The organism is Citrobacter sp. Cpo061, assembly GCF_030332845.1.
GTDB classification, from domain to species: domain Bacteria; phylum Pseudomonadota; class Gammaproteobacteria; order Enterobacterales; family Enterobacteriaceae; genus Citrobacter; species Citrobacter portucalensis.
On record NZ_JAOWHB010000036.1, the window covers coordinates 334,264 to 359,127 of the forward strand.

The following is a 24,864-nucleotide window of genomic DNA, read 5'->3' on the forward strand; positions in this document are numbered from 1 at the left end:
TTGTTGATAACTATTATTGTCAACTTTCATATAAAACCCTAAAAATTGCCATCTTTTAAAATAATAAAAAACCGGGCATCACGCCCGGCTCAATATTCTGGCTAATAATCTCTTAGACGCTCAAACCACGATGTTCCAGCATTGTCTCCATTTTTGGATCACGCCCGCTCCATTGGCGATAAAGTTCAGTTAAATCAGTACCGTTACCGCGGGACAAAATCGCTTCGCGGAATTTCTGCCCGTTTTCGCGAGTTAATCCGCCCTGCTCTACAAACCACTGATAGCCGTCATCGGCCAACATTTGCGTCCACAAATAGGCGTAATACCCTGCGGCATAGCCGCCGCCGAAGATATGGGCAAAATAGCTGCTGCGATAACGAGGCGGCACAGCCTTGAGATCCAAACCTTCAGCCGCCAGCGCCTGCTGTTCAAATTGATCGACCGAAAGAGATAACGCGCTCTTTTCCAGACTGTGCCAACGCATATCCAACAATGCGGCACTGAGCAGTTCGGTCATGTCGTAACCTTTGTTAAACAGGCTGGCCCGCTGCATCTTATTCCGCAACGCCTGCGGCATTTGCTCCCCGGTATCAACATGACGAGCAAAACGAGCAAAGACCTGCGGATGACTCGCCCAGTGTTCGTTGATCTGCGAAGGAAACTCAACAAAATCACGCGGAGTGTTGGTCCCTGAAAGCGTGGCATAACGCTGAGTGGCGAACAGGCCATGCAACGTGTGCCCAAACTCATGAAATAACGTAATAACATCATCCCACAATAACAATGCAGGCTGACCTTTTGCCGGTTTTTGATAATTACACACGTTGTAAATAACCGGCCGGGTTTCATTGAGTTGCGATTGCTCAACAAAATTGCCCATCCAGGCACCACCGCTTTTCGATTCCCGGGCAAAGAAATCGCCGTAAAATAACGCCAGCCCTACGCCATCGTGATCGAATATTTCCCATACCCGAACATCCGGGTGATAAACAGGAATGTCGAACCGTTCTATAAATTTTATGCCAAAGAGTTGATTAGCTGTCCAGAAAACGCCCTCGTTCAGCACCGTATCAAGGGCAAAGTAAGGTTTGAGCTGCGCCTCATCAAGAGCATATTTCTCACGACGAACCTGCTCGGCATAAAATGCCCAGTCCCAGGCCTCGACGTTAAATTGCCCCTGTTCGTGATTGATAACATTCTGGATTTCGGCCTGTTCATCCAATGCCCTGGCTCGCGCAGCGGGAACAATCGCCCGCATGAAATTGAGTGCCGCTTCCGGTGTTTTTGCCATCTGATCGGCAATTTTCCATGCAGCGTAATTGGCAAAACCGAGTAGCTTCGCCTGCTGCATCCGGATCTCGACCAGTCGCTGAATAATCGCCCGAGTATCGTTAGCGTCATTGTTTTCTGCTCTCGTCCATGCGCGGTTGAACAGATTCTCACGGGTCTGGCGATCGCGTAACGCCGCAAGCGCCGGTTGCTGAGTCGTGTTCAATAGCGGGATAACCCAACGCACTTCAAGCCCTTTCTCCTTTGCAGCTTCGGCGGCAACAGCAATTTCCTCTGCGCTGAGTCCGTCCAGGTAACGTGCATCATCCACCACCAGAGCACCGGACTTGTTCGCCGCCAGCAGACGTTGATTAAACTGGCTGGTCAACGTGGCGGACTCTGTATTGAGCGCTTTAAGGTTCGCTTTATCGACCTCATTCAGACGCGCGCCGGCTAATACAAAACGCTGGTGGATGACCTCCAGCAAGCGTAATGATTCGTAATCGAGCCCCAGCGAACCTCGCTGTTGCCAGACCGCTTCAACGCGCGAAAAAAGCGCGCCATTGAGATAAATATCATTGGCAAGGTTCGCCAGTTCTGCGGAAAACTCTTCGTCAAGGCGCTGTAGTTCATCGTTTGTGTGCGCCGCCGTCATCGCGAAGAAAACGCTGGTTACACGTGTGAGCAGCGTGCCGCTTTGTTCAAGCGCCAGCAACGTATTGGCAAAATCAGGGGCCTGCGGGTTTTGCACAATCGCCTCGATCTCTGCACGTTTTTGCCGCACGCCTTCATCGAACGCTGGGCGATAGTGCTGCACCTCTATCTGATCAAACTGCGGTGCCTGGTACGGCAACGTGCTGTGACGTAAAAAAGGATTCGTTAACGACATCTTTCACTCCTGAAAACGATTTGTTTACCAGAGTAGACTTCCCAGGAATCAACCGCAATCGCGTTACGCAGGAATAGCTCTGAACGGAAATGACGTGCTATGGTAGTACGACATAAAAAGCGTTGAGGAACAGTGAGATGATCGTTTTAGTAACCGGAGCAACCGCAGGTTTTGGTGAGTGCATTACGCGTCGTTTTATTGAGAATGGGCATAAAGTTATTGCCACCGGACGCCGCCAGGAGCGCCTGCAGGAACTGAAAGAGGAATTGGGTGACCGCCTCTATACCGCGCAACTGGACGTACGTAATCGTGCATCGATTGAAGAGATGATGGATGCCCTGCCTGCTGAATGGCGCAATATTGATGTTCTGGTCAACAACGCGGGTCTGGCGCTGGGCCTTGAACCTGCTCACAAGGCCAGCATTGAAGACTGGGAGAATATGATCGACACCAACAACAAAGGGCTGGTTTATATGACCCGTGCCGTTCTGCCAGGCATGGTTGAACGCAACCGCGGTCATATTATCAATATCGGTTCTACCGCGGGCAGCTGGCCATACGCTGGCGGTAACGTCTACGGTGCGACCAAAGCGTTTGTTCGCCAGTTTAGCTTGAATTTACGTACTGATTTACACGGCACTGCAATTCGCGTTACCGACATCGAGCCGGGTCTGGTTGGCGGTACGGAGTTCTCTAATGTCCGTTTTAAAGGTGATGACGCCAAAGCTGAAAAAGCCTACGAAAATACCACGGCGCTGACTCCGCAAGATGTTACAGAAGCGGTATGGTGGGTGGCTTCTTTACCGGCTCATGTCAATATCAACACCCTTGAAATGATGCCTGTCACACAGTCTTTTGCCGGGCTGAGTATCCACCGGAGCTAATTTCTCTGCCCGGCCTTGCGCCGGGTATAGATAGCCTGAAAGAAGTGATAAAATATCCGGGTTAACTCTCTAAAAAGTAAGAATGAATGACCGTAGAAACGCAGCTCAACCCTACACAGCCAGTAAATCAACAGATTTACCGTATTCTTCGCCGTGATATCGTGCATTGTCTGATTGCACCCGGTACACCGCTGTCGGAGAAAGAGGTTTCCGTACGTTTTAATGTGTCACGCCAGCCGGTACGAGAAGCATTCATCAAACTGGCCGAGAACGGTCTGATTCAGATCCGCCCACAGCGTGGCAGCTACGTGAATAAAATTTCGCTGTCGCAGGTGCAAAACGGCTGTTTTGTTCGCCAGGCAATTGAATGTGCTGTGGTACGTCGTGCCGCATCGCTGATCAACGATCAACAGTGCTATCAGCTTGAACAAAATTTGCATCAGCAGCGCATCGCAATTGACCGAAAACAGATTAATGATTTCTTCCAGCTTGATGATGAGTTTCATCAGAAACTGGCTTTAATCGCCGAGTGCCAACTCGCCTGGGATACCGTTGAGAATATAAAGGCTACAATTGACCGCGTTCGTTATATGAGCCTGGATCATATTTCCCCGCCTGAAATGCTGCTACGCCAGCATCACGATATCTTTGCCGCCCTTGAGAAGCATGATGGCGATGCGGTCGAGCGCGCAATGATGCTCCATCTTCAGGAAATTGGTGAGTCCGTTCAGCTTATTCGTCAGGAAAATAGCGACTGGTTCAGCGAAGATTAATACTACGCTCACCTCACTCCGGGGTGAGTTTCTCCTGCATTTTCCCCTCTCCTGCATAACTGCATAAAAAAAGCTGTGATTTTGATCGAAAACAAAAAAAATCATTAACGAGAAGCGTATTTATATTGCGCCCGTTACGTGGGACTAAAAGCCCACGGGCTTTGACGGTAAGTTGGAAAGGAGAAAACACCATGAAAACATACGATCGTAACCGTAACGCAATCACCACTGGCAGCCGCGTCATGATCAGCGACACCGGACTCACAGGCCGCATTACAGCGATAGATACCGATGGCCTGACCGCTGAGCAGATTCGCCGCGGGAAAACAGTGGAAATCGAAGGATGTGAAGGCAAATACGCCCCCCTCGAGCTGATTCGTTTAGGCATGAACTAATTGGTGTGAATGCCAGAAAACACAGCGCCATCTGGCCGTTGCAAGCCAGATGGCGACATAGAGCATAATCTTCGTTATTTCAGTTTTGCTGCATACTTCGCAACCGTCGCCTTCGCCCCTTCAGCCAGTAAAGTAAGATACGCTTGTGTGACCTGACGGTTGAACAGTTCAACCTGTGGCAGTTCGTGACCAAAAATAGCATCGATTGCCAGCAGCGCCTGAACGCGCTCTTCGCCCTCGTTACTGCTACGCACTGCATTCTGGATCACCGGCAACAGTGGATCGCTAATTTCAATCGCCTGGCCCTGTTCATCCACACCACCAACGTAACGCATCCAACCAGCGACACCCAGTGCCAGCAGCGCAAAGTCACTACCGTGCACAATGTGCCAACGAATGGAATCAAGCATACGCTGCGGCAGTTTTTGGCTACCGTCCATGGCGATCTGCCAGGTACGATGACGCAGCGCCGGATTGCTGTAGCGTTCAATTAACAGATCGGCGTAACGCTGTAGATCAACACCTTTTACTTTCAGCGTAGGTGCTTGTTCCTGCAACATCAACGCACGTGCAGCAAGACGATAGTTTTCATCGCCCATGCAATCGTTAATGTGTTGATATCCCGCCAGATATCCAAGATACGCAAGGAAAGAGTGGCTGCCGTTGAGCATACGCAGTTTCATCTCTTCAAACGGAATGACATCGGCCACCAGTTCCGCCCCGGCCTTTTCCCATTCAGGACGGCCGGCAACAAAGTTATCTTCAATTACCCACTGGCGGAACGGTTCGCATGCCACGCCTGCCGGGTCGCGTACACCGGTGATATGTTCAATTTTGTCTAGTGTCTCCTGCGTAACCGCTGGGACAATGCGGTCAACCATTGTTGATGGGAAGGTCACATGTTGTTCGATCCACGCGGCCAGTTGCATATCCACCGCTCGGGCATATGCAGTGACAACATTGCGCATCACATGACCGTTTTCTGGCATGTTATCGCAGGACATCACGGTAAAGGCGGCTAAACCCGCAGCTTTGCGACGCGCCAGGGCTTCAACCACCACGCCCGGCGCAGTTTTAGGCTGTTTGGGGTTTTGCAGATCGGCTGCAATCATTGGGTTGTCTAACATCAGTTGGCCGGTCACCGGAGAATGGCAGTATCCTTTCTCGGTGATGGTCAGGGAAACGATCGCAACCTGCGGTTCACACATCGCTGCCAGTACGCTTTCCAGACCATCAACCTGCGCATGCAATGCATTTTTCACCACGCCCACGACTCTCGCAGTCCAGGCATCAGCAGACATCTCTGCAACGGTATACAGATTATCTTGCTGTTTCAGATCGAAAATCTGCTGCTCGCCGCCAATCAGGTTCACTTCGCAGTAGCCCCAGTCACTGCCGTGATCGGCGGCCAGAATGTCAGCGTAAACACCCTGATGTGCGCGGTGAAACGCGCCAAACCCCAGATGAACAATACGCGGAACCAGTTTTGTACGATCGTAGTCAGGAAGTGCAGCCTTTGCCGCTAAGAGCTTGTTTTGCATGGTATGGCCTACTTATAAATGAAATCAGGACTGTTCCAGAGTAACGCCTGTATGGTTGTATGTTTTGATTTGCATTAAGCTTTTTATGATTGGTATGACATCATTTGTTGAGTTATATACCAAAGTCAGTGAATTTGGCGGCATACTGCCGCCAAAGGATATTAATGTTTCTGCCACTGCTGATATTCACGCTTAAGTCTTTGCGGAGCGGTTTCCGGCATCATCAACAAACCAATAATTGAGATAACTCCAAGTACAATCACATAGGTTGCAAGTCCATAGTAATGTCCACCTGTTACTTGCAGAATTTTTACTGCTACCAGTCCAAGAATGCCACTGCCTATTAGCGACCCCAGTTGCCAAATTAAAGCTATTCCGCTACAGCGAATATGAGTTGGGAAAAGCTCCGGAAAATAAGAAGCCTGAGGTGCATAACACATACTATGCCCAACACTCAGTACCAGGATCATTACTATTTGTGTAAGCCAAAAACTATCCTGATTAATCGCAAGAAAGAAAGGAATAATCATAACGACCTGCAGCAGCGCACCGATAATATAGACTGGTTTACGTCCAATTTTATCGCATAGCGACCCCATCAACGGTATTGCAATTATTTCTATTATGACCGCAACGATCATTGTCTCCATCAAAATATTAGCATCAAGATTGTTTGCCTTGCCGTAAGCCAAAACAATCACTGTGAACATTGCAAATGTGCAAGCTTCAATCAGTTTCGCGCAGACCCCCTTGACAACAATGCCAGGAAAATCGCGGATAACTTCAACTAATGGACGTGATTCTTCTGCTTTTGTCTCCCTAATCTGAGCAAAGACAGGTGATTCATCAATTTTTAAGCGGATAAACAGTCCAACAATAACCAGCAACAGACTCAACAGAAACGGTATACGCCACCCGTAATCCATCATTGCCTCTGGAGAAAGTGTGGCATTTAACAGCGCAAAGAGCGCTAACGGCAGGAGGAAACCAACCGGCGCACCGATTTGAACCCAACTGGAAAAAAATCCACGATGTTTGGGTTCAGAATATTCAGCCGTCATCAGTACTGCACCAGCTTGCTCACCTCCAACGCCAAATCCCTGTAATACACGAATAAAAATAAGTAAAGCTGGAGCCCAGACACCTATTTTCTCATATGTAGGTAATAACCCTATACAGAACGTCCCCAAACCAACAATTAATATAGTAATAACCAGTGCTTTTTTACGCCCAACCTTATCGCCAATATGCCCAAAGACGATTCCTCCTAATGGTCTTGCAAGGAAACCAACAGCATAGGTTGCAAAAGCAGCGAGAGTACTTATTAACGGATCGTCACTCGGGAAAAATAGATGACCAAAAAAGAGTACAGCTGCAGTCCCGTATGCAAAAAAATCATAATACTCAGCAGCAGTACCAATTGCGGATGCTGAAGCCACTCGACGAATAATAGGCTTATTATCTACGTTATTTTTAATATCGACTGAACTAACCATAAGTTTAACCTTCTGTAGGGTATTGGGTTAATCAACATCTTTCGTACGTAAAATTTATATTTACCAGTTCCACAGCGTGCCATCTTCCAGGCGAGCAACGGGCAGATATGCAGGGTCATACGGATATTTCGCCGCCAGTTTTTCGTCAAACTCGATCCCAAGACCAGGTTTGTCTCCTGGGTGCATATAGCCGTTATCAAAGGTCCAGTTATGTGGGAACACTTCCAGCATTTGCTCGGAATAGCCCATATATTCCTGTACGCCGAAGTTCGGTACCCACAGATCAAAATGCAGCGCGGCGGCCATGCACACAGGCGACAGATCGGAAGGTCCATGTGAACCGGTACGAACCTGATACAGCGACGCGAAATCAGCAATCCGGCGCATACCGGTGATACCACCCGCATGGGTGATGGTGGTGCGGATATAGTCGATCAGTTGTTCTTCAATAAGCTGTTTACAGTCCCAGATGCTGTTGAACACTTCCCCTACCGCAATCGGCGTGACGGTATGCTGGCGGATCAGGCGGAAGCACTCCTGGTTTTCAGCGGGTGTTGGATCTTCCATCCAGAACAAACGGTACTGTTCAATGCTTTTGCCGAAACGGGCCGCTTCAATTGGCGTCAGACGGTGGTGCATATCGTGTAAAAGATGTTCGTTGAAACCAAACTTGTCACGCACGGCGGCAAACAGTTTTGGCGTGAAATCCAGGTATTTCTCCGTTGACCACAACTGTTCTTCCGGCCATTGCCCTTTGGTGGCGGGTTCATAGGCCAGTCCTTTGCCCTTAGACATACCGTAAGTGGTTTTCATACCCGGTACGCCGCACTGCACACGAATCGCTTTAAAGCCCATTTCTTTATGACGTGCATAATCTTCGAGTACGTCATCAACGGTATGGCCTGTGGTGTGGCAGTAGACCATAACCCCTTCACGAGAAGCACCGCCGAGCAACTGGTACAACGGCATATTCGCCGCTTTCGCTTTGATATCCCAGAGAGCCATATCCACCGCAGAAATCGCCGACATGGTGACCGGACCACGACGCCAGTACGCACCTTTGTAGAAAAACTGCCAGATGTCCTCAATACGATGCGCATCGCGACCAATAAGCTGCGGACACACGTGATCTTTCAGATAGGACGCCACGGACAGCTCGCGTCCATTTAACGTGGCATCTCCCAGCCCGGTGATCCCATCTTCTGTCGTAATTTTCAACGTTACAAAATTACGCCCAGGACAGGTGACAAACACTTCAGCCCCAACAATCTTCATTTCTTATTCCCTACATCTGTTCTTGTGATGCAGGAAATTTACTCAACTGAGCTACTACCATACAAGTATAAAGATCAAAAAAACGCTGTTTGATCACAAAAAAGGCGCTATGCGCGCCCCCATCCAGCCACAATGATCAGCATGCCGCACAACGCCACCAGCGCGCCAGACCAGTCATACAAACTGAGTTTTACACCATCGACAATACGTAGCCATAGCAGCGCGGTCACCACGTAAACACCGCCATAGGCTGCGTATACACGCCCGCTGGCTGCCGGATGCTGTGTCAGCAACCAGACGAATAAAGCCAGTGACACCCCGGCGGGTATCAGCAACCAGGCTGTAGCTCCTCGCTTAAGCCAAAGCCAGGGTAAAAAGCAGCCAATGATTTCGCATAACGCGGTGATGAAAAAAAGAAATGTGGTCTTAAGCATTGATGTTATTCAGTTACCTTCGGTTTAACCATGATACGACAGAATCTCGTTAGCGTATCCATATCCACCGGGTGGGTATGCCCGCAAACTGGAATAGTGTAGAATTTAACCCTGTTTTATCGTTTTTACCCTTTCCCATAAAAGGAATTCACCATGAAAATTACACTGACCAAACGCCTGTGCCTGACGGCTATGCTGACGCTGGCTGCGGCTGTGTACACCTCTTCGGCATTTGCTGAAACCAGTAAACTGGTCATTGAATCCGGAGACAGTGCGCAAAGTCGTCAACAAGCCGCAATGGAAAAGGAACAATGGAACGATACGCGTCAGCTTCGCCAGAAAGTCAATAAACGTGCAGAGAAAGAGTGGGACAAAGCCGATACGGCCTTTGATAGCCGTGATAAGTGCGAGCAGAGCGCTAATATTAATGCGTACTGGGAACCTAACACCCTGCGCTGCCTCGACCGCCGTACTGGCCGCACCGTTGCCCCATAATCATTGCACTTTGAAGGATATTGAAAGGATACGATATGACTAGCGCCCTCAGTGTTAAGTTGCGCCCGCTGGAGCGTGAAGATTTACGATTCGTCCATCAGCTTGATAATAATGCCAGCGTAATGCGCTACTGGTTCGAAGAGCCTTACGAAGCGTTTGTTGAGCTGTCAGACCTGTATGACAAACACATCCACGACCAAAGCGAACGCCGCTTCGTGGTGGAGTGCGACGGTGAAAAAGCCGGGCTGGTGGAATTGGTTGAAATTAACCATGTACACCGCCGGGCCGAGTTCCAGATTATTATTTCGCCGGAATATCAGGGGAAGGGTCTGGCCTCACGGGCAGCAAAGCTGGCAATGGACTATGGCTTTACCGTACTTAACCTCTATAAACTGTATTTGATCGTTGATAAAGAGAACGAAAAAGCCATCCACATCTACCGTAAACTCGGTTTTATGGTGGAAGGCGAGCTGATTCATGAATTTTTCATTAACGGCCAGTACCGCAACACTATCCGCATGTGCATCTTCCAGCAGCAGTATCTGGCAGAACACAAAACGGCAGGCCCTAACCTGCTGCAACCTACCGCTCAGTAAACACGACTAGTAGTAGTCGATCGTGTTTTCAATCGAGTAATGATGTTCAACTGCCGGCTTCACGCTCTCATCAACGATAACAAGCTGGCAGTTGATCGGATTTGCGTATTCATCGTATTTGCACGTTTGTTTGACATTGCCTAACGGATGATTATTGAGCATGCTCACCGCGGTGTAATCTAACTTCTTCAATGGGTCAACCGACGGTTTAGCATCAACCTGCAAAGTGCTGTCCTTACTGACGGTTGTTTTGCCCAGCGGGTAGCCTTCGGCATCATATCGATACTGCACCTTCATCTCTTTCCCCGTGGCGGAAACGACAAAGCCGTTATCGTCGGTATCCCACACCACACCGGCAGCAGGCAGTTCAGCCAGTTGGCATTTGCCCTGTAAACGGATCCGTTTTTCCAGCGTTTCGGCATCCCGATAGTAGTTAGCATCCAGGACCAGCGCCATACCGGTATTGTTTTCGATATCGTGCAGTTCAAGTGTATCGAAACACCCTTCCTGTGACAGGGTACCAGCAACGCGCTTAGTGACCTCACCTTTGTCGTTGAGCAGCGTCTGACTGAAATCTTTCACCGGCCCGCGCAGCGGATCGAAATCAAACTCATTGGAAAAACTGGCCATTTCCGGCGTAAAGGAAACCAGCCCTTTGGCGTTATCACACCCAACCAGCACGACACACAGGAAACCTAACAGGGTCTGTTTCTTCACATTTTTCACCGGGATTAGAAGATAATTCTCAATCATATTAGCAAATACAGTTATTTACACCAGAAATGCTAATCTTAGTCTATGTCGATCATAAAGGAGCTGATGATGAAATACGTAACAGGAATTGCCGCGATCTTACTGGCAGTTGCATCCCCACAGGTTCTGGCGGCACCTGCGTCATGTGAACGCGTGAAAAGCGATATCGAGCAGCGCATCATCAATAATGGCGTCGCAGAGTCCAGCTTTACGCTGAACATTGTCCCCAACGATCAGGCCGATCAACCTGATTCACTGGTGGTAGGACATTGTGCAAACGATACGCACAAAATTCTCTACACCCGGACTAACAGTGGAAACGCCCCTGCCAACAGCTCGCCTGCACAGGACGGGCACGTCGCCGAACCGCAATAAATCATACCCTCCGTACGCGGAGGGTTACTCCAGTTTGATATGCATTAAGATGCCATACTCATAAATGGGTAAACTCACTCTATTATTAGCATGCTATTAATTTCGCTGTAGAGATTAGTATATAGCGATAACTATAATGGAGTGAGTTATGTCTGATACTGAGCAATATGGAGGCATTAGCCGCAGGATGTTAGTGAAATCCTCGGCTATAGGTTCGTTGGCGCTTGCCGCTGGCGGGTTATCGTTACCTTTTGGGATGCGCACCGCAGCTGCTGCGGTACAACAGGCAATGCAACCGGCTGAAGAGAAAGTGGTTTGGGGCGCTTGTTCCGTGAACTGCGGCAGTCGTTGTGCCCTGCAACTCCACGTCAAAGATGACGAGGTCGTATGGGTGGAGTCTGATACGACCGGAGACGATATTTATGGTCAGCACCAGGTGCGTGCCTGTTTGCGTGGACGCTCAATCCGTCGACGGATCAATCATCCGGACCGCCTCAATTATCCTATGAAGCGCGTGGGTAAACGCGGTGAGGGCAAATTCGAACGCATAACCTGGCAGGAAGCGCTGGATACCATCAGCACCAGTTTAAAAAATACCGTACAGAAATATGGTAATGAGGCCGTGTATATCAACTACACCTCTGGCATTGTCGGCGGCAATATTACTCGCTCCTCCCCTTATGCCTCGCTGGTCGCTCGATTGATGAACTGCTATGGCGGATTCCTGAGCCATTACGGCACATACAGTACCGCACAAATCGCGGCGGCAATGCCTTACACCTACGGCTCAAATGACGGCAACAGTACCTCCGACATTGAAAACACGAAGCTGGTGGTGATGTTCGGCAATAACCCTGCCGAAACGCGCATGAGCGGCGGTGGCATAACATACTTCCTTGAGCAGGCCCGGGAGCGTTCTAACGCCCGCATGATCGTCATCGACCCGCGTTATACCGATACCGCTGCGGGTCGTGAAGATGAGTGGATCCCTATCCGTCCGGGAACCGATGCCGCACTGGTGGCGGGAATCGCCTGGGTCCTGATTAACGAAGATCTGGTCGACCAGGCGTTCCTCGACACATATTGCGTCGGTTATGACGAGAAAACCCTACCCGCTGACGCCCCCGCTAACGGACATTACAAGGCCTATATACTTGGCAATGGCGATGACAGTGTCGCTAAAACGCCCCAATGGGCCTCGCATGTCACAGGGATCCCGGCCGAGCGCATCATTAAACTGGCACGGGAAATCGGTAGTACAAAACCGGCGTATATTTGTCAGGGTTGGGGTCCACAACGTCAAGCTAACGGCGAACTGACTTCGCGCGCGATCGCGATGCTGCCAATCCTGACCGGCAACGTTGGCATCAACGGCGGCAATAGCGGTGCACGAGAATCAACCTACACCATCACGATTGAACGCATGCCGCTGCCGGATAATCCCATCAAGACCCAGATATCCTGCTTTAGCTGGACCGACGCCATCGCCCGGGGTCCGGAAATGACCGCAACCCGCGATGGCGTGCGCGGTAAAGATAAGCTCGATGTACCGATTAAATTTATCTGGAACTACGCGGGCAACACCATTACTAATCAGCACTCAGATATCAATAAAACGCATGAGATCCTTCAGGATGATACGAAATGCGAAATGATAGTGGTCATCGAAAACTTCATGACCTCCTCAGCGAAATATGCCGATATCCTGCTGCCGGACCTAATGACCGTCGAACAGGAAGACATCATTCCTAACGACTATGCGGGCAACATGGGATACCTCATTTTTATTCAACCCGCGACGTCACCGAAGTTCGAACGCAAACCGATCTACTGGATAATGAGCGAAGTCGCCAAACGCCTTGGCAATGATATCTATCAACGGTTTACGGAAGGCCGTACTCAGGAACAGTGGCTCCAGTATCTGTATGCAAAAATGCTGGCCAAGGACCCCGCGCTCCCTTCTTATGACGAGCTGAAAAAAATGGGGATCTATAAACGCAAAGATCCTAACGGGCATTTTGTCGCTTATAAAAAATTCCGCGACGATCCGCAGGCCAATCCACTCAAAACACCGTCTGGAAAGATTGAAATTTACTCCAGCCGGCTGGCGAAAATTGCCAACACCTGGGAGTTGCAGAAGGATGAAGTAATTAGTCCACTTCCCGTCTACGCCTCCACGTTTGAAGGGTGGGACGATCCTAAACGCAGCGCATTTCCGCTGCAGTTGTTTGGCTTTCATTACAAATCCCGTACGCACTCCAGCTACGGCAATATTGATGTTCTGCAGGCGTCCTGTCGTCAGGAAGTGTGGATCAACCCCGTCGATGCCCAAAAGCGTGGTATTGCAAATGGCGATATGGTGCGGGTCTTTAACGACCGCGGGGAAGTACGTATTCCGGCCAAAGTGACGCCACGGATCCTGCCTGGCGTCAGCGCAATGGGCCAGGGTGCATGGCACGATGCCGATATGGCCGGCGACAAAATTGACCATGGCGCCTGCGTCAATACGCTGACAACACAGCGCCCTTCACCGCTGGCAAAAGGCAACCCACAGCACACTAATCTGGTCGAGATCGAGAAGGTTTAAGGACTAACCCATGACAACTCAGTATGGATTTTTTATTGATTCCAGTCGTTGCACCGGGTGCAAAACCTGCGAACTGGCCTGCAAAGACTACAAAGACCTCACTCCTGACGTCAGTTTCCGGCGGATTTACGAATATGCAGGTGGTGACTGGCAGGAAGACAACGGCGTCTGGCACCAGAACGTTTTTGCCTACTATCTCTCCATCTCCTGTAACCACTGCGAGGATCCGGCCTGCACCAAGGTTTGTCCAAGTGGTGCGATGCATAAGCGTGAGGATGGTTTTGTGGTGGTCGATGAAGACGTATGCATTGGCTGTCGCTACTGTCATATGGCCTGCCCGTACGGTGCGCCACAGTACAATGCTGCGAAAGGACATATGACCAAGTGTGATGGCTGCCATGATCGCGTGGCAGACGGCAAAAAGCCCATCTGCGTCGAGTCCTGTCCGCTGCGTGCGCTGGATTTTGGCCCCATCGACGAACTGCGCAAAAAACATGGTGAACTGGCTGCCGTCGCCCCGCTGCCGGGTGCGCACTTCACCAAACCAAATATTGTGATCAAACCAAACGCCAATTGCCGCCCGACCGGGGATACCACGGGTTTTCTGGCTAATCCAAAGGAGGTGTAATATGGGAAATGGATGGCATGAATGGCCGCTGGTACTGTTTACGGTGCTGGGCCAGTGCGTAGCCGGGGCGCTGATCGTCAGTGGTTGCGGCTGGCTGACAGCTAAAGACGAGCTGGCAAAACAACGTATCGTTCGCAGTATGTTTTTTCTCTGGCTGGTAATGGGCATCGCCTTTCTCGCCTCGGTTATGCATTTAGGTTCGCCGCTGCGCGCGTTTAACTCGCTGAACAAAATTGGCGCATCGGCGCTAAGTAACGAAATCGCCAGCGGTTCGCTGTTTTTCGCCGTCGGTGGCCTGTGGTGGCTGGTGGCGTTTCTCGGTAAAATGCCCGCAGCGTTAGGTAAAATCTGGCTGCTGTTGAGCATGTTGCTGGGCCTGGTATTTGTCTTTGCGATGACCAACGTCTACCAGATAGACACCGTCCCAACCTGGTATAACGGCTATACTACACTGGCGTTTTTCATGACGATGCTGCTCAGTGGACCGCTATTTGCCGCTCTGCTGCTGCGTGCTGCAGGTGTTTCTTTTAACGTCGTCAGATTCGCCGGTATCAGCGTATTGGCTCTGCTGGTTACGGTGGCCGTTATTGTGCTGCAGGGACTGTCACTCGGCGAGATCCACAGTTCGGTACAATCCGCCAGCGCGCTGGTTCCCGACTACGGCAGTTTACAGGTCTGGCGTGTGCTGCTGTTGGCTGCGGGTCTGGGTTGCTGGATATGTCCGTTGATCCGTCGCAAACGACCGTCCGTTGGCGGGTTGGCGCTCGGGTTAATTCTGGTGCTTGTCGGTGAAATCATTGGCCGCGGATTGTTTTACGGTTTACATATGACAGTCGGAATGGCTGTTGCAGGTTAACTTTCGGGTGCGGGGCAACCCGCACTGTTCAGGATTGTTTGCATGACCCATTTTTCACAACGAGACAACTTTTCTACTGCAGCGCGTGTGCTCGGCGCGCTGTTTTATTATGCCCCAGACAGTGCGGAAGCTTCGGCACTGGTCAGTGCATTAAGAACCGAAGGCTGGCAGTCGCAGTGGCCGCTTGAAAAGACAACGCTTTCGCCGTTAGTCGATCAGTTTCAGGCTGATGCCGATGAGTCTCTCCCGCAGGCCTGGCAACGTCTGTTTGTTGGGCCTTATGCGCTCCCTTCTCCGCCATGGGGATCCGTCTGGCTGGATCGTGAAAACGTGTTGTTTGGCGACTCCACGCTGGCATTACGCCAGTGGATGCGGGACAACGGCATCCAGTTTGCCATGCAGCAAAATGAGCCAGAAGATCACTTTGGTTCGCTGCTGTTGCTGACGGCCTGGCTTGCCGAGAACGAACGCCACACCGAGTGCGAGCAACTGCTGGCCTGGCATCTGTTCCCATGGTCATCGCGCTTCCTTAATGTGTTTATCGAAAAAGCCGACCATCCGTTCTACCAGGCGCTGGGTGAGCTGGCGCGTCTGACGCTGGCACAGTGGCAATCACAGTTACTGATCCTGGTAGCCGATAAGCCTTTGTTCCGTTAGTTTCGTCACAGGTAGGATGCGTCCTGCCTGTGGTGCATCCTGTTGCGCACGCTGAGCTTTTGCTTCTGTTACCTAATAGCCGCAAAATAGAGCGTCTGAATTTTCCAGTCTGGCCACTCATGCATCATTTACATGCTTACCCTGACCTGCGTGCCATGTTCCGCCGCCTGCTGATCGCCGCGTTGATTGGCGTCCTTGCTGCGCTGGCCGTCGCAGGATTTCGTCATGCCATGCTACTTCTCGAATGGTTGTTTCTGAGCAACAACACAGGGAGTCTGGTCAACGCAGCGACAAACCTTTCGCCCTTAAGGCGTATGCTGACACCTGCACTCGGCGGTCTGGCGGCTGGATTACTACTGTGGGGCTGGCAAAAATTTAACCGTTTACGTCCGCAGGCTCCCACTGATTATATGGAAGCCCTGCAAACCGACGGACAATTTGACGTCAGTGCAAGCCTGGTGAAATCGCTGGCATCGTTACTGGTCGTTGCCAGCGGGAGCGCCATCGGACGTGAAGGTGCCATGATTTTACTGGCGGCCCTGGCAGCCTCCTGCTTTGCTCAACGCTTTACCCCGCGTACAGAATGGAAGTTATGGATTGCCTGCGGCGCCGCTGCAGGTATGGCTGGAGCCTATCATGCCCCGCTGGCGGGCAGTTTATTTATTGCCGAAGTATTGTTTGGCACACTGATCCTCGCCTCACTGGGGCCGGTAGTGGTGTCCGCCGTAGTCGCATTACTCACCACCAATCTGCTTAGCGGCAGCAATGCGCTGCTGTATACCGTGCACCTGTCGCGGGAATTACATGCTCTGGAATACGTTATGATTGTCAGCACCGGTCTGGCTGCTGGCATCTGCGGACCGCTCTTCATGTGGTTGATGACCGCCAGCCATAATGTATTTTTGCGCTTAAAACTCTCGCCACCGTGGCAACTGGCGCTTGGCGGGTTGATCGTTGGCCTGCTTTCATTGCTCACGCCTACGGTCTGGGGTAATGGCTACAGCGTGGTGCAGTCATATTTACTTTCACCACCGCTGCTGGCCGTGGTTGGCGGGATTTTTATCTGCAAATTACTGGCGGTGCTTGCCAGCAGTGGATCCGGTGCTCCGGGTGGCGTGTTTACGCCAACGCTGTTTGTCGGCTTGTCGGTGGGCATGTTGCTGGGTCAGGTATGGGGATTATGGCTTCCGGGCTCGGATGAAATTGCCATTTTGCTGGGATTAACGGGGATGGCCACGCTGCTGGCGGCTACCACGCATGCACCAATAATGTCGACGTTGATGGTTTGTGAAATGACCGGGGAGTATCGCCTGCTCCCCGGATTACTGATCGCCTGTGTCCTGGCGTCGGTACTGTCGCGTACGTTACGCCACGACTCTATCTACCGACAGCACGCTGCCGAGCATTGAAAGGCGGATGTACTGCGACAACTCACGTTGCTCTGCACGAGGCAGATAAGGCAGTTCACCGATCAGCGGTGCAGGTAATTTTTTACCCAGCACATCAATGATTTCCGCATAATGCGCCAGCCCAGGGTTAATGCGGTTCGCAACCCAACCAATCAACGGCAGCCCGTCGCTGGCTATCGCCTGCGCGGTGAGGATCGCATGATTAATACAGCCTTCCTGGATACCCACTACCATCAGCACCGGCAGTTGTTCCTGCACCACCCACTCCGATAACGGACGCAGATCGTTCATCAAGCTCCGCCAGCCTCCGGTGCCTTCCACGACAACGTGATCGACTTTTTCGCTGAGGCTTGCGAGACCGTTGGATAACAGGGTGTAATTGACCGGACCACTATGCGCCACGCTACTTTCATCTTCGCTCAACGCAATTGGGTTAATCGCCTCATAAGGCAGCTCGATAGATGACACACTTTGCAGTACCAGTGCATCTTTGTTGCGCAGACCTTCGGGCGTCTCTTTGCTGCCCTTGGCTACAGGTTTGTAACCCGCAACGCTTTTACCCCCTGACGCTAACGCTTGTAGTAATGCGCGGGAAACCACGGTCTTCCCAACAGAAGTGTCTGTACCTGTAATAAAGAAACGCTTCAGCATCACTAACTCCACCGTTATGCTTTGAAAATATAAGTCAGGAAAATAAAACAGTGGAGAAAGTCTAAGGTATGACGACCAGGATCAGCTTGAGATAGCGCAATTTTTCGTACAACAGTTAAAAAATGTTAACCCTGTAATAGACGAATCAACAAAGAACCGTTATACATCGCGTCCTTCACGAGCGCCGCCCCCGCCATCGTCCCCTGATTGGTAAACTGGGTACTTTCTACGACTATATGCTGACTGTAAGCCGGAAGCGCCTGCTGACGAATGCTGTCAGCGATGGTTGGGAACAAGATATCTGCCGCTTTACTGAGCGGAGAGCCAATCAATATCTTTTGCGGGTTGAACAAATTCACCATGATGGCAAGAATTCGACCGACGTGGGTCCCAACGCCGCTAATGATATCTTTCGCCAATAAATCACCCTGCATGGCCGCCAGACACAGCGCGTCTACCGTTAACGGTTGCCCATGCAGAGAAGAACTCATTGACTGCTTCAGGCGCACCTGCGCCAATTCGAGCACGCTGTCGACGCTGGCGATTGTTTCCAGACAACCATGGTTGCCGCAATAGCAGCGTTTACCGTAGGGATCGACCTGCGTATGACCAATCTCCACCAGGCTACTGCTGCCTGCATGCAGCAAATGGCCGTCAGTGATCACCCCTGCACCCACGTTATGATCGATCACCACCTGAATGACGTCGCGCGCACCGCGCGATGCGCCAAAAAGCGCCTCGGCCATCGTCCAGGCGCTGATATCGTGCTGAATATACACCGGCACGCCGGTATGGTTCTCAAGCGCTTCGCCCAACGGCATCTCTTTGACATCTTCGTAAAATGGCATGCGATGAACGATACCGTTTTCAGTATCGATAATACCGGGTAAGGTGATGGCGATGGAGGTTAAGCGCTCCAGCTTTTGCTGGTGGCGGATGAAAAACTGATCGACCTGGGTAATAACGCGTTCCAGCAGAGGCGTTTCACTGACCAGCGCCATTTCCAGACAATCTTCAACCACCAGCTTGCTGCTCAGATCGCGTAGCGCCAGAATAATCTCGCCACGACTGATACGAATGGATAAGTAGTGCCAGGCCTCCGTTTCGACAACCAGCCCAACGGCCGGACGACCACGGCTACCCGCTTCCTTGATTTCCAGCTCTTGCACCAGATGCGCTTCGAGCATTTCGCGGACAATTTTGGTAATGCTGGCAGGCGCCAATTGTGCCAGGCGGGAGAGATCAATACGCGATACCGGACCCAGCTGATCAATCAGGCGATAAACCGCACCCGCATTGGTCTGCTTAATTTGATCGATATGCCCAGGCTGACTATCAGCAACCACCACTTACTCCCTTTATTTTCGCGCTCCGAAATAATCTGCGGGCTATGGTGAAGCACTTCAATGGCTTCCGTCAACTTTTTACTTAGCCTTGTGATTTACTGCACATTTTCACCCATTTTTAAACTAAATTAATCGCCTGAACGGCCGCCAGCAGCTGCTCACGAAAGCGTTGCGCGGCGTGACTTTGCTCATGATGCTTTGGCCACACTAGCCACATTTCCGAGACAGCATCTTCTTCCGCTATCGGGATCCAACACATTTCATACAGTTGCACCCGTTTAAAAGAAGCAGGAAGTATAGAAACCCCTAATCCTGCGGCCACCAGCCCAATGATAGTCATCGCCTCGCCAACCTCCTGTGCAATCTTCGGCTTCAGTCCATAGCGACGCATCAGGCCCAGAATATCGTCATACAACCCTGTCCCCACATGGGGGTCAAAAAAGACAAATGGCTCATTCGCCAGCTCGGCCAACGTGACCACGGGTTTTTGCGCCAACGGATGCGCACGTGGGATCATTGCCATCAGTGGTTCATGCAGAATGATTTCACGCTCCAGCGTTTCCGGAAGCTGCGTATTACGCAGAAGTCCCAAATCCAGCGTTCCTTCATTGAGCGGGGCTATTTGCTCACGTGTGTTCATTTCACGGGTTTGCATATGCACTGCCGGGTAGCTTTGGCGAAACAGAGATAACGTATCTGAAACCGCTTTGATAAACGGCGCGGACGACGTAAAACCGATACGCAATTCCCCTGCTTCTCCCAGATGCAAACGCTCAGCCCTGGCGGCGGCTTCATTAACTAGCCCGAGGATCTGCCGACTGTCCGCCAGAAACTGCTTTCCGGCAGAGGTCAGCGCCACGCTACGGTTAGTTCGGGCAAGTAACCGGGCGCCAACCTGCTGTTCAAGGATCTGGATCTGCTGACTTAGCGGCGGTTGCGAAATGTTTAACCGCGCCGCCGCCCGACCAAAATGCAACTCTTCGGCAACGGCCACAAAGTAACGTAAATGACGCAGTTCGATATTCATATTTTAAAAGTATTATTTGAGATTATTAATATATTAGACAGAATATTGTGATTTTCATACTCTTAAGGCTGGTCCTGTAGACGTAATTGAATGAGCAAGGATTTCAAGTGAGCCGTACAACAACTGTCGATACCGCGCCAACAAGCGATGTTGATGAACAGATAGTTACCCCGCCGGATGGATTTATCAAACGCGGAACATCCCCATTTATGCGCGTCACGCTGGCGCTGTTTTCCGCCGGACTGGCGACTTTTGCCCTCCTCTATTGCGTTCAACCCATACTGCCAGTGCTCTCGCACGAGTTTGGGGTTTCTCCCGCAAGCAGCAGTATCTCGCTTTCCATCTCGACGGCGATGCTGGCGGTAGGGTTACTGTTTACCGGCCCACTTTCAGATGCTATTGGCCGCAAGCCGGTGATGGTTACCGCGCTGCTGCTCGCCTCTTGTTGTACGCTGCTTTCAACGATGATGACCAGCTGGCACGGTATTTTAATCATGCGTGCTCTGATAGGACTTTCACTGAGCGGCGTCGCAGCGGTAGGGATGACCTATCTGAGTGAAGAAATTCATCCCAGTTTCGTCGCCTTCTCAATGGGCCTGTATATCAGCGGTAACTCAATTGGCGGAATGAGTGGTCGCTTGATCAGCGGCGTGTTTACCGACTTTTTTAACTGGCGTATCGCGCTGGCGGCGATCGGCTGTTTTGCCCTTGCCTCTGCGCTGATGTTCTGGAAAATCTTACCGGAATCCCGTCATTTCAGACCCACATCGCTGCGCCCGAAAACGTTGTTTATCAACTTCCGTTTGCACTGGCGCGACAAAGGTTTGCCGCTGCTGTTTGCGGAAGGTTTTTTACTGATGGGATCGTTTGTCACGCTGTTTAATTATATCGGCTACCGCCTGATGCTCTCCCCGTGGGAGCTCAGCCAGGCGGTTGTAGGTTTGTTATCTGTGGCGTATCTGACCGGGACATGGAGTTCGCCAAAGGCGGGTTCTATGACCACTCGTTATGGCCGTGGCCCGGTAATGCTCTTTTCAACAGGCGTGATGCTGGTTGGACTTTTGATGACCCTGTTCACATCGCTATGGCTGATCTTCGCCGGGATGCTGCTCTTTTCAGCCGGTTTTTTTGCCGCGCACTCCGTAGCAAGCAGCTGGATTGGACCACGGGCAAAACGCGCTAAAGGCCAGGCTTCTTCCCTGTATCTGTTCAGCTATTATCTGGGATCCAGTATTGCCGGTACGCTGGGCGGTGTGTTCTGGCACAGCTATGGCTGGAACGGCGTGGGCGGATTTATCGCCCTGATGCTGGTGTTGGCGTTGCTGGTCGGTGCGCGTTTGCACCATCGTCTGCACGTATAATCCGCGATGCCCGGGTTCCGGGCATCACCTTCATCACCCTGGCTGTAACGTCTGAGCCGCCATCTGCAGAGCAACAACTGTCCCGTTCATCACTATATGCAGCAAAATTGGCATCAACAGACCGTTGCTTTTCAGTCTGGCCAGGATCAACACCTGCGACACAAGAAACAACATCAGCAACGTGCGTAGATCCACATACTGCGTATGCATGATGGCAAAAATGACCGATACCACCACTGACGACGGCCAGGTTTTATTATTGAACCAGTACTGGAACGCGTTGAATAAACAGCCTCTGAAAACAATTTCTTCATAAACTGGCGCGATAAATATCAGGGTCAACGTAGATAACCACAACGCATAACTACTTAAGGATATTTGGCTGGTCACCCACGCTTCGGTTTGTCTAAGCCCCAAAACCAATGGCAGGATAAGCTGAATAAAAAGCAGCGCCGCAAACAAAATGGTAAACCACCTGGCGTTGAAAATGCCTTTGCCCAGCCCCTCTCTTTTTCTAAAGAAGAAATAATACAGCGGAACCAGCACAACAAATTCCAAAGCAAACAACAGCGGAAAAAGTAGCCCTTTGGCAAGCAGGTCCTGACTCGCGGGCAAAAACAACGGGGTAAACGTGAGGCCAAACATCAGTAAAAACATTGAAAAGCAGCCAGCAACAGCTTTAGTCCTGGCGATGTACAGGTTGTCGGCATCCTGTGACATACGATCTCCTTGCGCTCATCGAAGATAAGTTGATGAATTACCTATGCATGATAAAAATTCTCATTATCACTGACAACCTACCAACTTTTACGCAATGCCCATGGGGACAATGCCAAAACCCTATTTACTCTGAAACATCACCGTCAACTACTCAGGGGAGAATCCGCCAGCGGCAACGAGAAACGGAAGCAGGCCCCTGCCGTTGAGCTAACCAGATGTATATCCCCTCCATGCAGTTCGAGCATTCTACGCACGATCAGTAAGCCCAGGCCGCCGCGCTCGGCCCGCTGCTCACGGGGAATTAACGCGGTCGGGCGCTGAAACAATACTTTTCGCACAGCTTCTTCTACCCCTGGCCCACTGTCCTGCACTTCGGCGAATAAACGGTCTTCATCACGCCAGACTTTTAGCCGCACTTCGCCTCCGTCAGGCGTATGACGGATAGCGTTATCCAGCAAATTCGTCACGACTCTTTCTATCATCGATAAATCGGCATTCACCAGTGGTAACGGCCCCGTTACGTCAAGGTGCAACTGCAAATGACGCGTGGCAACAGGGAGATCAAATTTCTGTGCCACATCCTGGATCAATTCACCAATAGCAAAACGTTCACGCTGCGGTTTTATACCGCCATGCTCCAGCCTTGCCAGCTCAAACAGCTGTTGTGACAGATGGCGAACTTTATGCCCCTGGCGCAGCGCGATGCTAAGATAATGCCGGTTTTCCTCCGGCGTCATCGTATCGGCTTTCAGCGACAGCATTTCCAGATATCCCAACAGTGAAGTCAACGGCGTGCGTAAATCGTGCGAAATATTGGCAATAAACTCTCTGCGCTGACGATCGCTGTCTGCTAATAAATCCCACTGCTGGGCAATTTTCTGCGCTAACTCGATAAACGCATTGTTCAGCAGCGCTATTTCATTCTCCGGTACCGGTTCGGGATTTTTTTGTGCCAATTGTTTGATGACGGTAATGCTGTCCTGTTCCAGTTTGACCACCTGCCCAGTCAGCCTTTTCACTGGATTCGTCACCCATCGCCACACCAGGAATCCCGCGATGGCACCGGCTAATAAAACCAGTATTAACGTCCAGGCCACGGTATTCCAGAGCGTTTTTTGCCATGCGGTATTCGCCAGCATATTCAGGTCTTCACCCTGCAAAATAATGTACAAATAGCCATGCAGCTCACCGTTATATAAAACCGGCGCGGCGCTGAATACCTTTTGCTGGCTGCTGCGCGGATCGTTGCCATATACAGGCAACTCTTCTGAATTAAGGAAATTCTGAATCGGCTGCACGCTAATTTTCTGCCGCTGGATATGCCCAGGCGGTGCGGCATCAGCGAGTATTTCACCTGATGGTGAAACCAGATACAGCTCCACGCTGGGGTTGAGCGTCATCAGGTGATTAAACAATCCTTTTAAGGTCTGGCGATTAACCTGCCCGCTGGCATCAATAAGCGACTCACTTTTGACAATCTTGCTCGCCAACTCCAGCGAGAGCCTTTGCACCATGGCGTCGCCATACTGTTTACTGCTGCGGATCTGGACAGCGCTGACGGTAACCGCACAAATCAGCATAATGGCGGTAAAGACGAGGGTCAGACGCTGGCTCAGCGACAGGCGATAAATCATGGCTGATGCTCCGCGTTAACCGCAGCAAGCTTATAGCCTCGTCCCCAAACAGTGAGAATAATTTCCGGCTCGGCAGCATCCTTTTCAATTTTGGTCCGCAGGCGATTAATATGACTGTTCACCGTATGCTCATACCCTTCATGCTGGTAGCCCCACACCTGATCTAACAGCGCCTGACGCGAAAAGACCTCGCCTGGATGACGGGCGAAAAAATAGAGCAGATCGAATTCGCGCGGCGTTAAATCGAGGGATTTACCATGCAGCCGGACTTCCCGGGCTAATGGGTCAATCTCTACGCCATGAACAGTGATAATCCCCGCCTCCATACGTAGGTTCTGACTCATCGCTTCCTGACGACGAAACAATGCCTTTACCCGGGCCATCAACTCCAGCACCGAGAAAGGTTTGGCCAGATAATCATCGGCACCCATCTCCAGCCCCAATACACGGTGCGTTTCGCTGGTGCGGGCGCTGATGATAATGACGGGCAAATAAAAACTCATTTGGCGAATGCGACGACAAATCTCCAGCCCGTCGACACCCGGCAGCATCAGATCGAGGATAACGGCATCCCAGACGTGTTTCTCCAGTTGTTCAAGCGCACGAGCTCCGTCTGCCTCATGAACAATCTCGTAACCCTCATCCTTCAGGCTAAGCTGCAAAAGTGAGGCAATATCGCTGTCATCTTCAACCAAAAATATCTTTTTCGCGCCTGCCATCAGTGTCATCCCCCTCTCGTCGTGCTGAAAGCTTACCTCAGGCAAGGGGCGGAAGTTATCACAAAATTTTTAACTTTTCGTGAGGATCCAGGGA

The 24,864-nt window shown here is 51.1% G+C and carries 24 protein-coding genes; 12 read left to right on the forward strand and 12 right to left on the reverse strand.

The genetic code is table 11. The features are described 5' to 3' along the window. Positions 1–112: 112 nt before the first annotated feature. Positions 113–2,158 (reverse strand): peptidyl-dipeptidase Dcp, encoded by a 2,046-nt coding sequence (gene dcp / locus OGX97_RS07595; protein ID WP_235123792.1) that lies wholly within the window; start codon positions 2,156–2,158, stop codon positions 113–115. 137 nt (positions 2,159–2,295) lie between these two features. Here dcp and ydfG point away from each other — a divergent pair, with 137 nt between their 5' ends. The 3 genes from ydfG (at position 2,296) to ydfZ (ending at position 4,210) form a co-directional block, all read left to right on the forward strand. Then, positions 2,296–3,042, forward strand: coding sequence for a bifunctional NADP-dependent 3-hydroxy acid dehydrogenase/3-hydroxypropionate dehydrogenase YdfG (gene ydfG, locus OGX97_RS07600; RefSeq protein WP_020996406.1), 747 nt, complete (start codon positions 2,296–2,298; stop codon positions 3,040–3,042). A gap of 86 nt (positions 3,043–3,128) precedes the next feature. Beyond that, positions 3,129–3,815, forward strand: a complete 687-nt coding sequence (locus OGX97_RS07605; protein WP_003032396.1) for a GntR family transcriptional regulator — start codon at positions 3,129–3,131, stop codon at positions 3,813–3,815. Positions 3,816–4,006: 191 nt separating this feature from the next. Beyond that, complete coding sequence (gene ydfZ / locus OGX97_RS07610) at positions 4,007–4,210, forward strand: putative selenium delivery protein YdfZ (RefSeq protein ID WP_003032393.1); 204 nt, start codon at positions 4,007–4,009, stop codon at positions 4,208–4,210. Between the two features lie 74 nt (positions 4,211–4,284). On the opposite strand, the gene OGX97_RS07615 is transcribed toward ydfZ, so the two are convergent. The 4 genes from OGX97_RS07615 to OGX97_RS07630 form a co-directional block, all read right to left on the reverse strand. After that, complete coding sequence (locus OGX97_RS07615) at positions 4,285–5,751, reverse strand: mannitol dehydrogenase family protein (protein WP_279850593.1); 1,467 nt, start codon at positions 5,749–5,751, stop codon at positions 4,285–4,287. A gap of 161 nt (positions 5,752–5,912) precedes the next feature. Next, positions 5,913–7,247: an MFS transporter gene (locus OGX97_RS07620; RefSeq protein ID WP_051642672.1), complete on the reverse strand. Its 1,335-nt coding sequence runs from the start codon at positions 7,245–7,247 to the stop codon at positions 5,913–5,915. Between the two features lie 60 nt (positions 7,248–7,307). Continuing rightward, positions 7,308–8,522, reverse strand: coding sequence for a starvation-sensing protein RspA (gene rspA, locus OGX97_RS07625; RefSeq protein ID WP_003832907.1), 1,215 nt, complete (start codon positions 8,520–8,522; stop codon positions 7,308–7,310). A gap of 107 nt (positions 8,523–8,629) precedes the next feature. Continuing rightward, on the reverse strand, positions 8,630–8,956 hold the full coding sequence (locus OGX97_RS07630) for a YnfA family protein (protein WP_279850592.1): 327 nt from the start codon (positions 8,954–8,956) through the stop codon (positions 8,630–8,632). Between the two features lie 153 nt (positions 8,957–9,109). Here OGX97_RS07630 and OGX97_RS07635 point away from each other — a divergent pair, with 153 nt between their 5' ends. Together OGX97_RS07635 and speG are read left to right on the forward strand one after the other, a co-directional pair. Then, on the forward strand, positions 9,110–9,451 hold the full coding sequence (locus OGX97_RS07635) for a DUF1283 family protein (RefSeq protein WP_003032382.1): 342 nt from the start codon (positions 9,110–9,112) through the stop codon (positions 9,449–9,451). Positions 9,452–9,486: 35 nt separating this feature from the next. Beyond that, entirely contained in the window at positions 9,487–10,047 is a 561-nt protein-coding gene (speG, locus tag OGX97_RS07640) for a spermidine N1-acetyltransferase (RefSeq protein WP_003832900.1), read from the forward strand. A 6-nt stretch (positions 10,048–10,053) separates the two neighbouring features. Here the strand turns inward: speG and OGX97_RS07645 are convergent, their stop codons facing one another. Further along, positions 10,054–10,764, reverse strand: coding sequence for a YnfC family lipoprotein (locus OGX97_RS07645; RefSeq protein ID WP_081003631.1), 711 nt, complete (start codon positions 10,762–10,764; stop codon positions 10,054–10,056). 102 nt (positions 10,765–10,866) lie between these two features. Between OGX97_RS07645 and OGX97_RS07650 the strand changes: the two genes are divergently transcribed. From OGX97_RS07650 to clcB, 6 genes are all read left to right on the forward strand, one after another. Next, a complete protein-coding gene (locus OGX97_RS07650) occupies positions 10,867–11,175 on the forward strand; it encodes a DUF1161 domain-containing protein (RefSeq protein ID WP_008784729.1) in 309 nt (102 codons plus the stop codon). 148 nt (positions 11,176–11,323) lie between these two features. Next, entirely contained in the window at positions 11,324–13,762 is a 2,439-nt protein-coding gene (ynfE, locus tag OGX97_RS07655) for a selenate/tellurate reductase subunit YnfE (protein ID WP_149607215.1), read from the forward strand. Between the two features lie 10 nt (positions 13,763–13,772). After that, the gene (gene dmsB, locus OGX97_RS07660; protein ID WP_008784727.1) at positions 13,773–14,390 is read left to right on the forward strand and encodes a dimethylsulfoxide reductase iron-sulfur subunit DmsB; all 618 of its coding nucleotides are present in this window, start codon (positions 13,773–13,775) and stop codon (positions 14,388–14,390) included. A 1-nt stretch (position 14,391) separates the two neighbouring features. Beyond that, entirely contained in the window at positions 14,392–15,246 is an 855-nt protein-coding gene (locus OGX97_RS07665; RefSeq protein WP_048214220.1) for a dimethyl sulfoxide reductase anchor subunit family protein, read from the forward strand. A gap of 42 nt (positions 15,247–15,288) precedes the next feature. After that, positions 15,289–15,903: a Tat proofreading chaperone DmsD gene (gene dmsD / locus OGX97_RS07670; RefSeq protein WP_279850589.1), complete on the forward strand. Its 615-nt coding sequence runs from the start codon at positions 15,289–15,291 to the stop codon at positions 15,901–15,903. A gap of 119 nt (positions 15,904–16,022) precedes the next feature. Beyond that, positions 16,023–17,312: a voltage-gated ClC-type chloride channel ClcB gene (gene clcB / locus OGX97_RS07675; protein ID WP_048216317.1), complete on the forward strand. Its 1,290-nt coding sequence runs from the start codon at positions 16,023–16,025 to the stop codon at positions 17,310–17,312. Here clcB and bioD read toward each other — a convergent pair. The 3 genes from bioD to OGX97_RS07690 all read right to left on the reverse strand — a co-directional run bounded on the left by bioD (position 17,268) and on the right by OGX97_RS07690 (position 20,336). Beyond that, positions 17,268–17,963 (reverse strand): dethiobiotin synthase, encoded by a 696-nt coding sequence (gene bioD / locus OGX97_RS07680; protein WP_020996409.1) that lies wholly within the window; start codon positions 17,961–17,963, stop codon positions 17,268–17,270. The genes clcB and bioD overlap by 45 nt on opposite strands. A gap of 125 nt (positions 17,964–18,088) precedes the next feature. After that, positions 18,089–19,309, reverse strand: a complete 1,221-nt coding sequence (gene mlc, locus OGX97_RS07685) for a sugar metabolism global transcriptional regulator Mlc (protein WP_218659277.1) — start codon at positions 19,307–19,309, stop codon at positions 18,089–18,091. 118 nt (positions 19,310–19,427) lie between these two features. Next, the gene (locus tag OGX97_RS07690; RefSeq protein ID WP_279850588.1) at positions 19,428–20,336 is read right to left on the reverse strand and encodes a LysR family transcriptional regulator; all 909 of its coding nucleotides are present in this window, start codon (positions 20,334–20,336) and stop codon (positions 19,428–19,430) included. Positions 20,337–20,443: 107 nt separating this feature from the next. On the opposite strand from OGX97_RS07690, the gene OGX97_RS07695 reads away from it, so the two are divergent. Beyond that, positions 20,444–21,697 (forward strand): MFS transporter, encoded by a 1,254-nt coding sequence (locus OGX97_RS07695; RefSeq protein WP_279850587.1) that lies wholly within the window; start codon positions 20,444–20,446, stop codon positions 21,695–21,697. Positions 21,698–21,730: 33 nt separating this feature from the next. Here OGX97_RS07695 and OGX97_RS07700 read toward each other — a convergent pair whose 3' ends face one another. The 3 genes from OGX97_RS07700 to OGX97_RS07710 all read right to left on the reverse strand — a co-directional run bounded on the left by OGX97_RS07700 (position 21,731) and on the right by OGX97_RS07710 (position 24,770). Next, a complete protein-coding gene (locus OGX97_RS07700) occupies positions 21,731–22,417 on the reverse strand; it encodes a CPBP family intramembrane glutamic endopeptidase (RefSeq protein ID WP_279850586.1) in 687 nt (228 codons plus the stop codon). 143 nt (positions 22,418–22,560) lie between these two features. After that, complete coding sequence (locus OGX97_RS07705; protein ID WP_279850585.1) at positions 22,561–24,051, reverse strand: sensor histidine kinase; 1,491 nt, start codon at positions 24,049–24,051, stop codon at positions 22,561–22,563. Beyond that, entirely contained in the window at positions 24,048–24,770 is a 723-nt protein-coding gene (locus OGX97_RS07710; RefSeq protein WP_008784719.1) for a response regulator transcription factor, read from the reverse strand. The genes OGX97_RS07705 and OGX97_RS07710 overlap by 4 nt, the downstream gene beginning before the upstream one ends. Between the last annotated feature and the right edge of the window lie 94 nt (positions 24,771–24,864).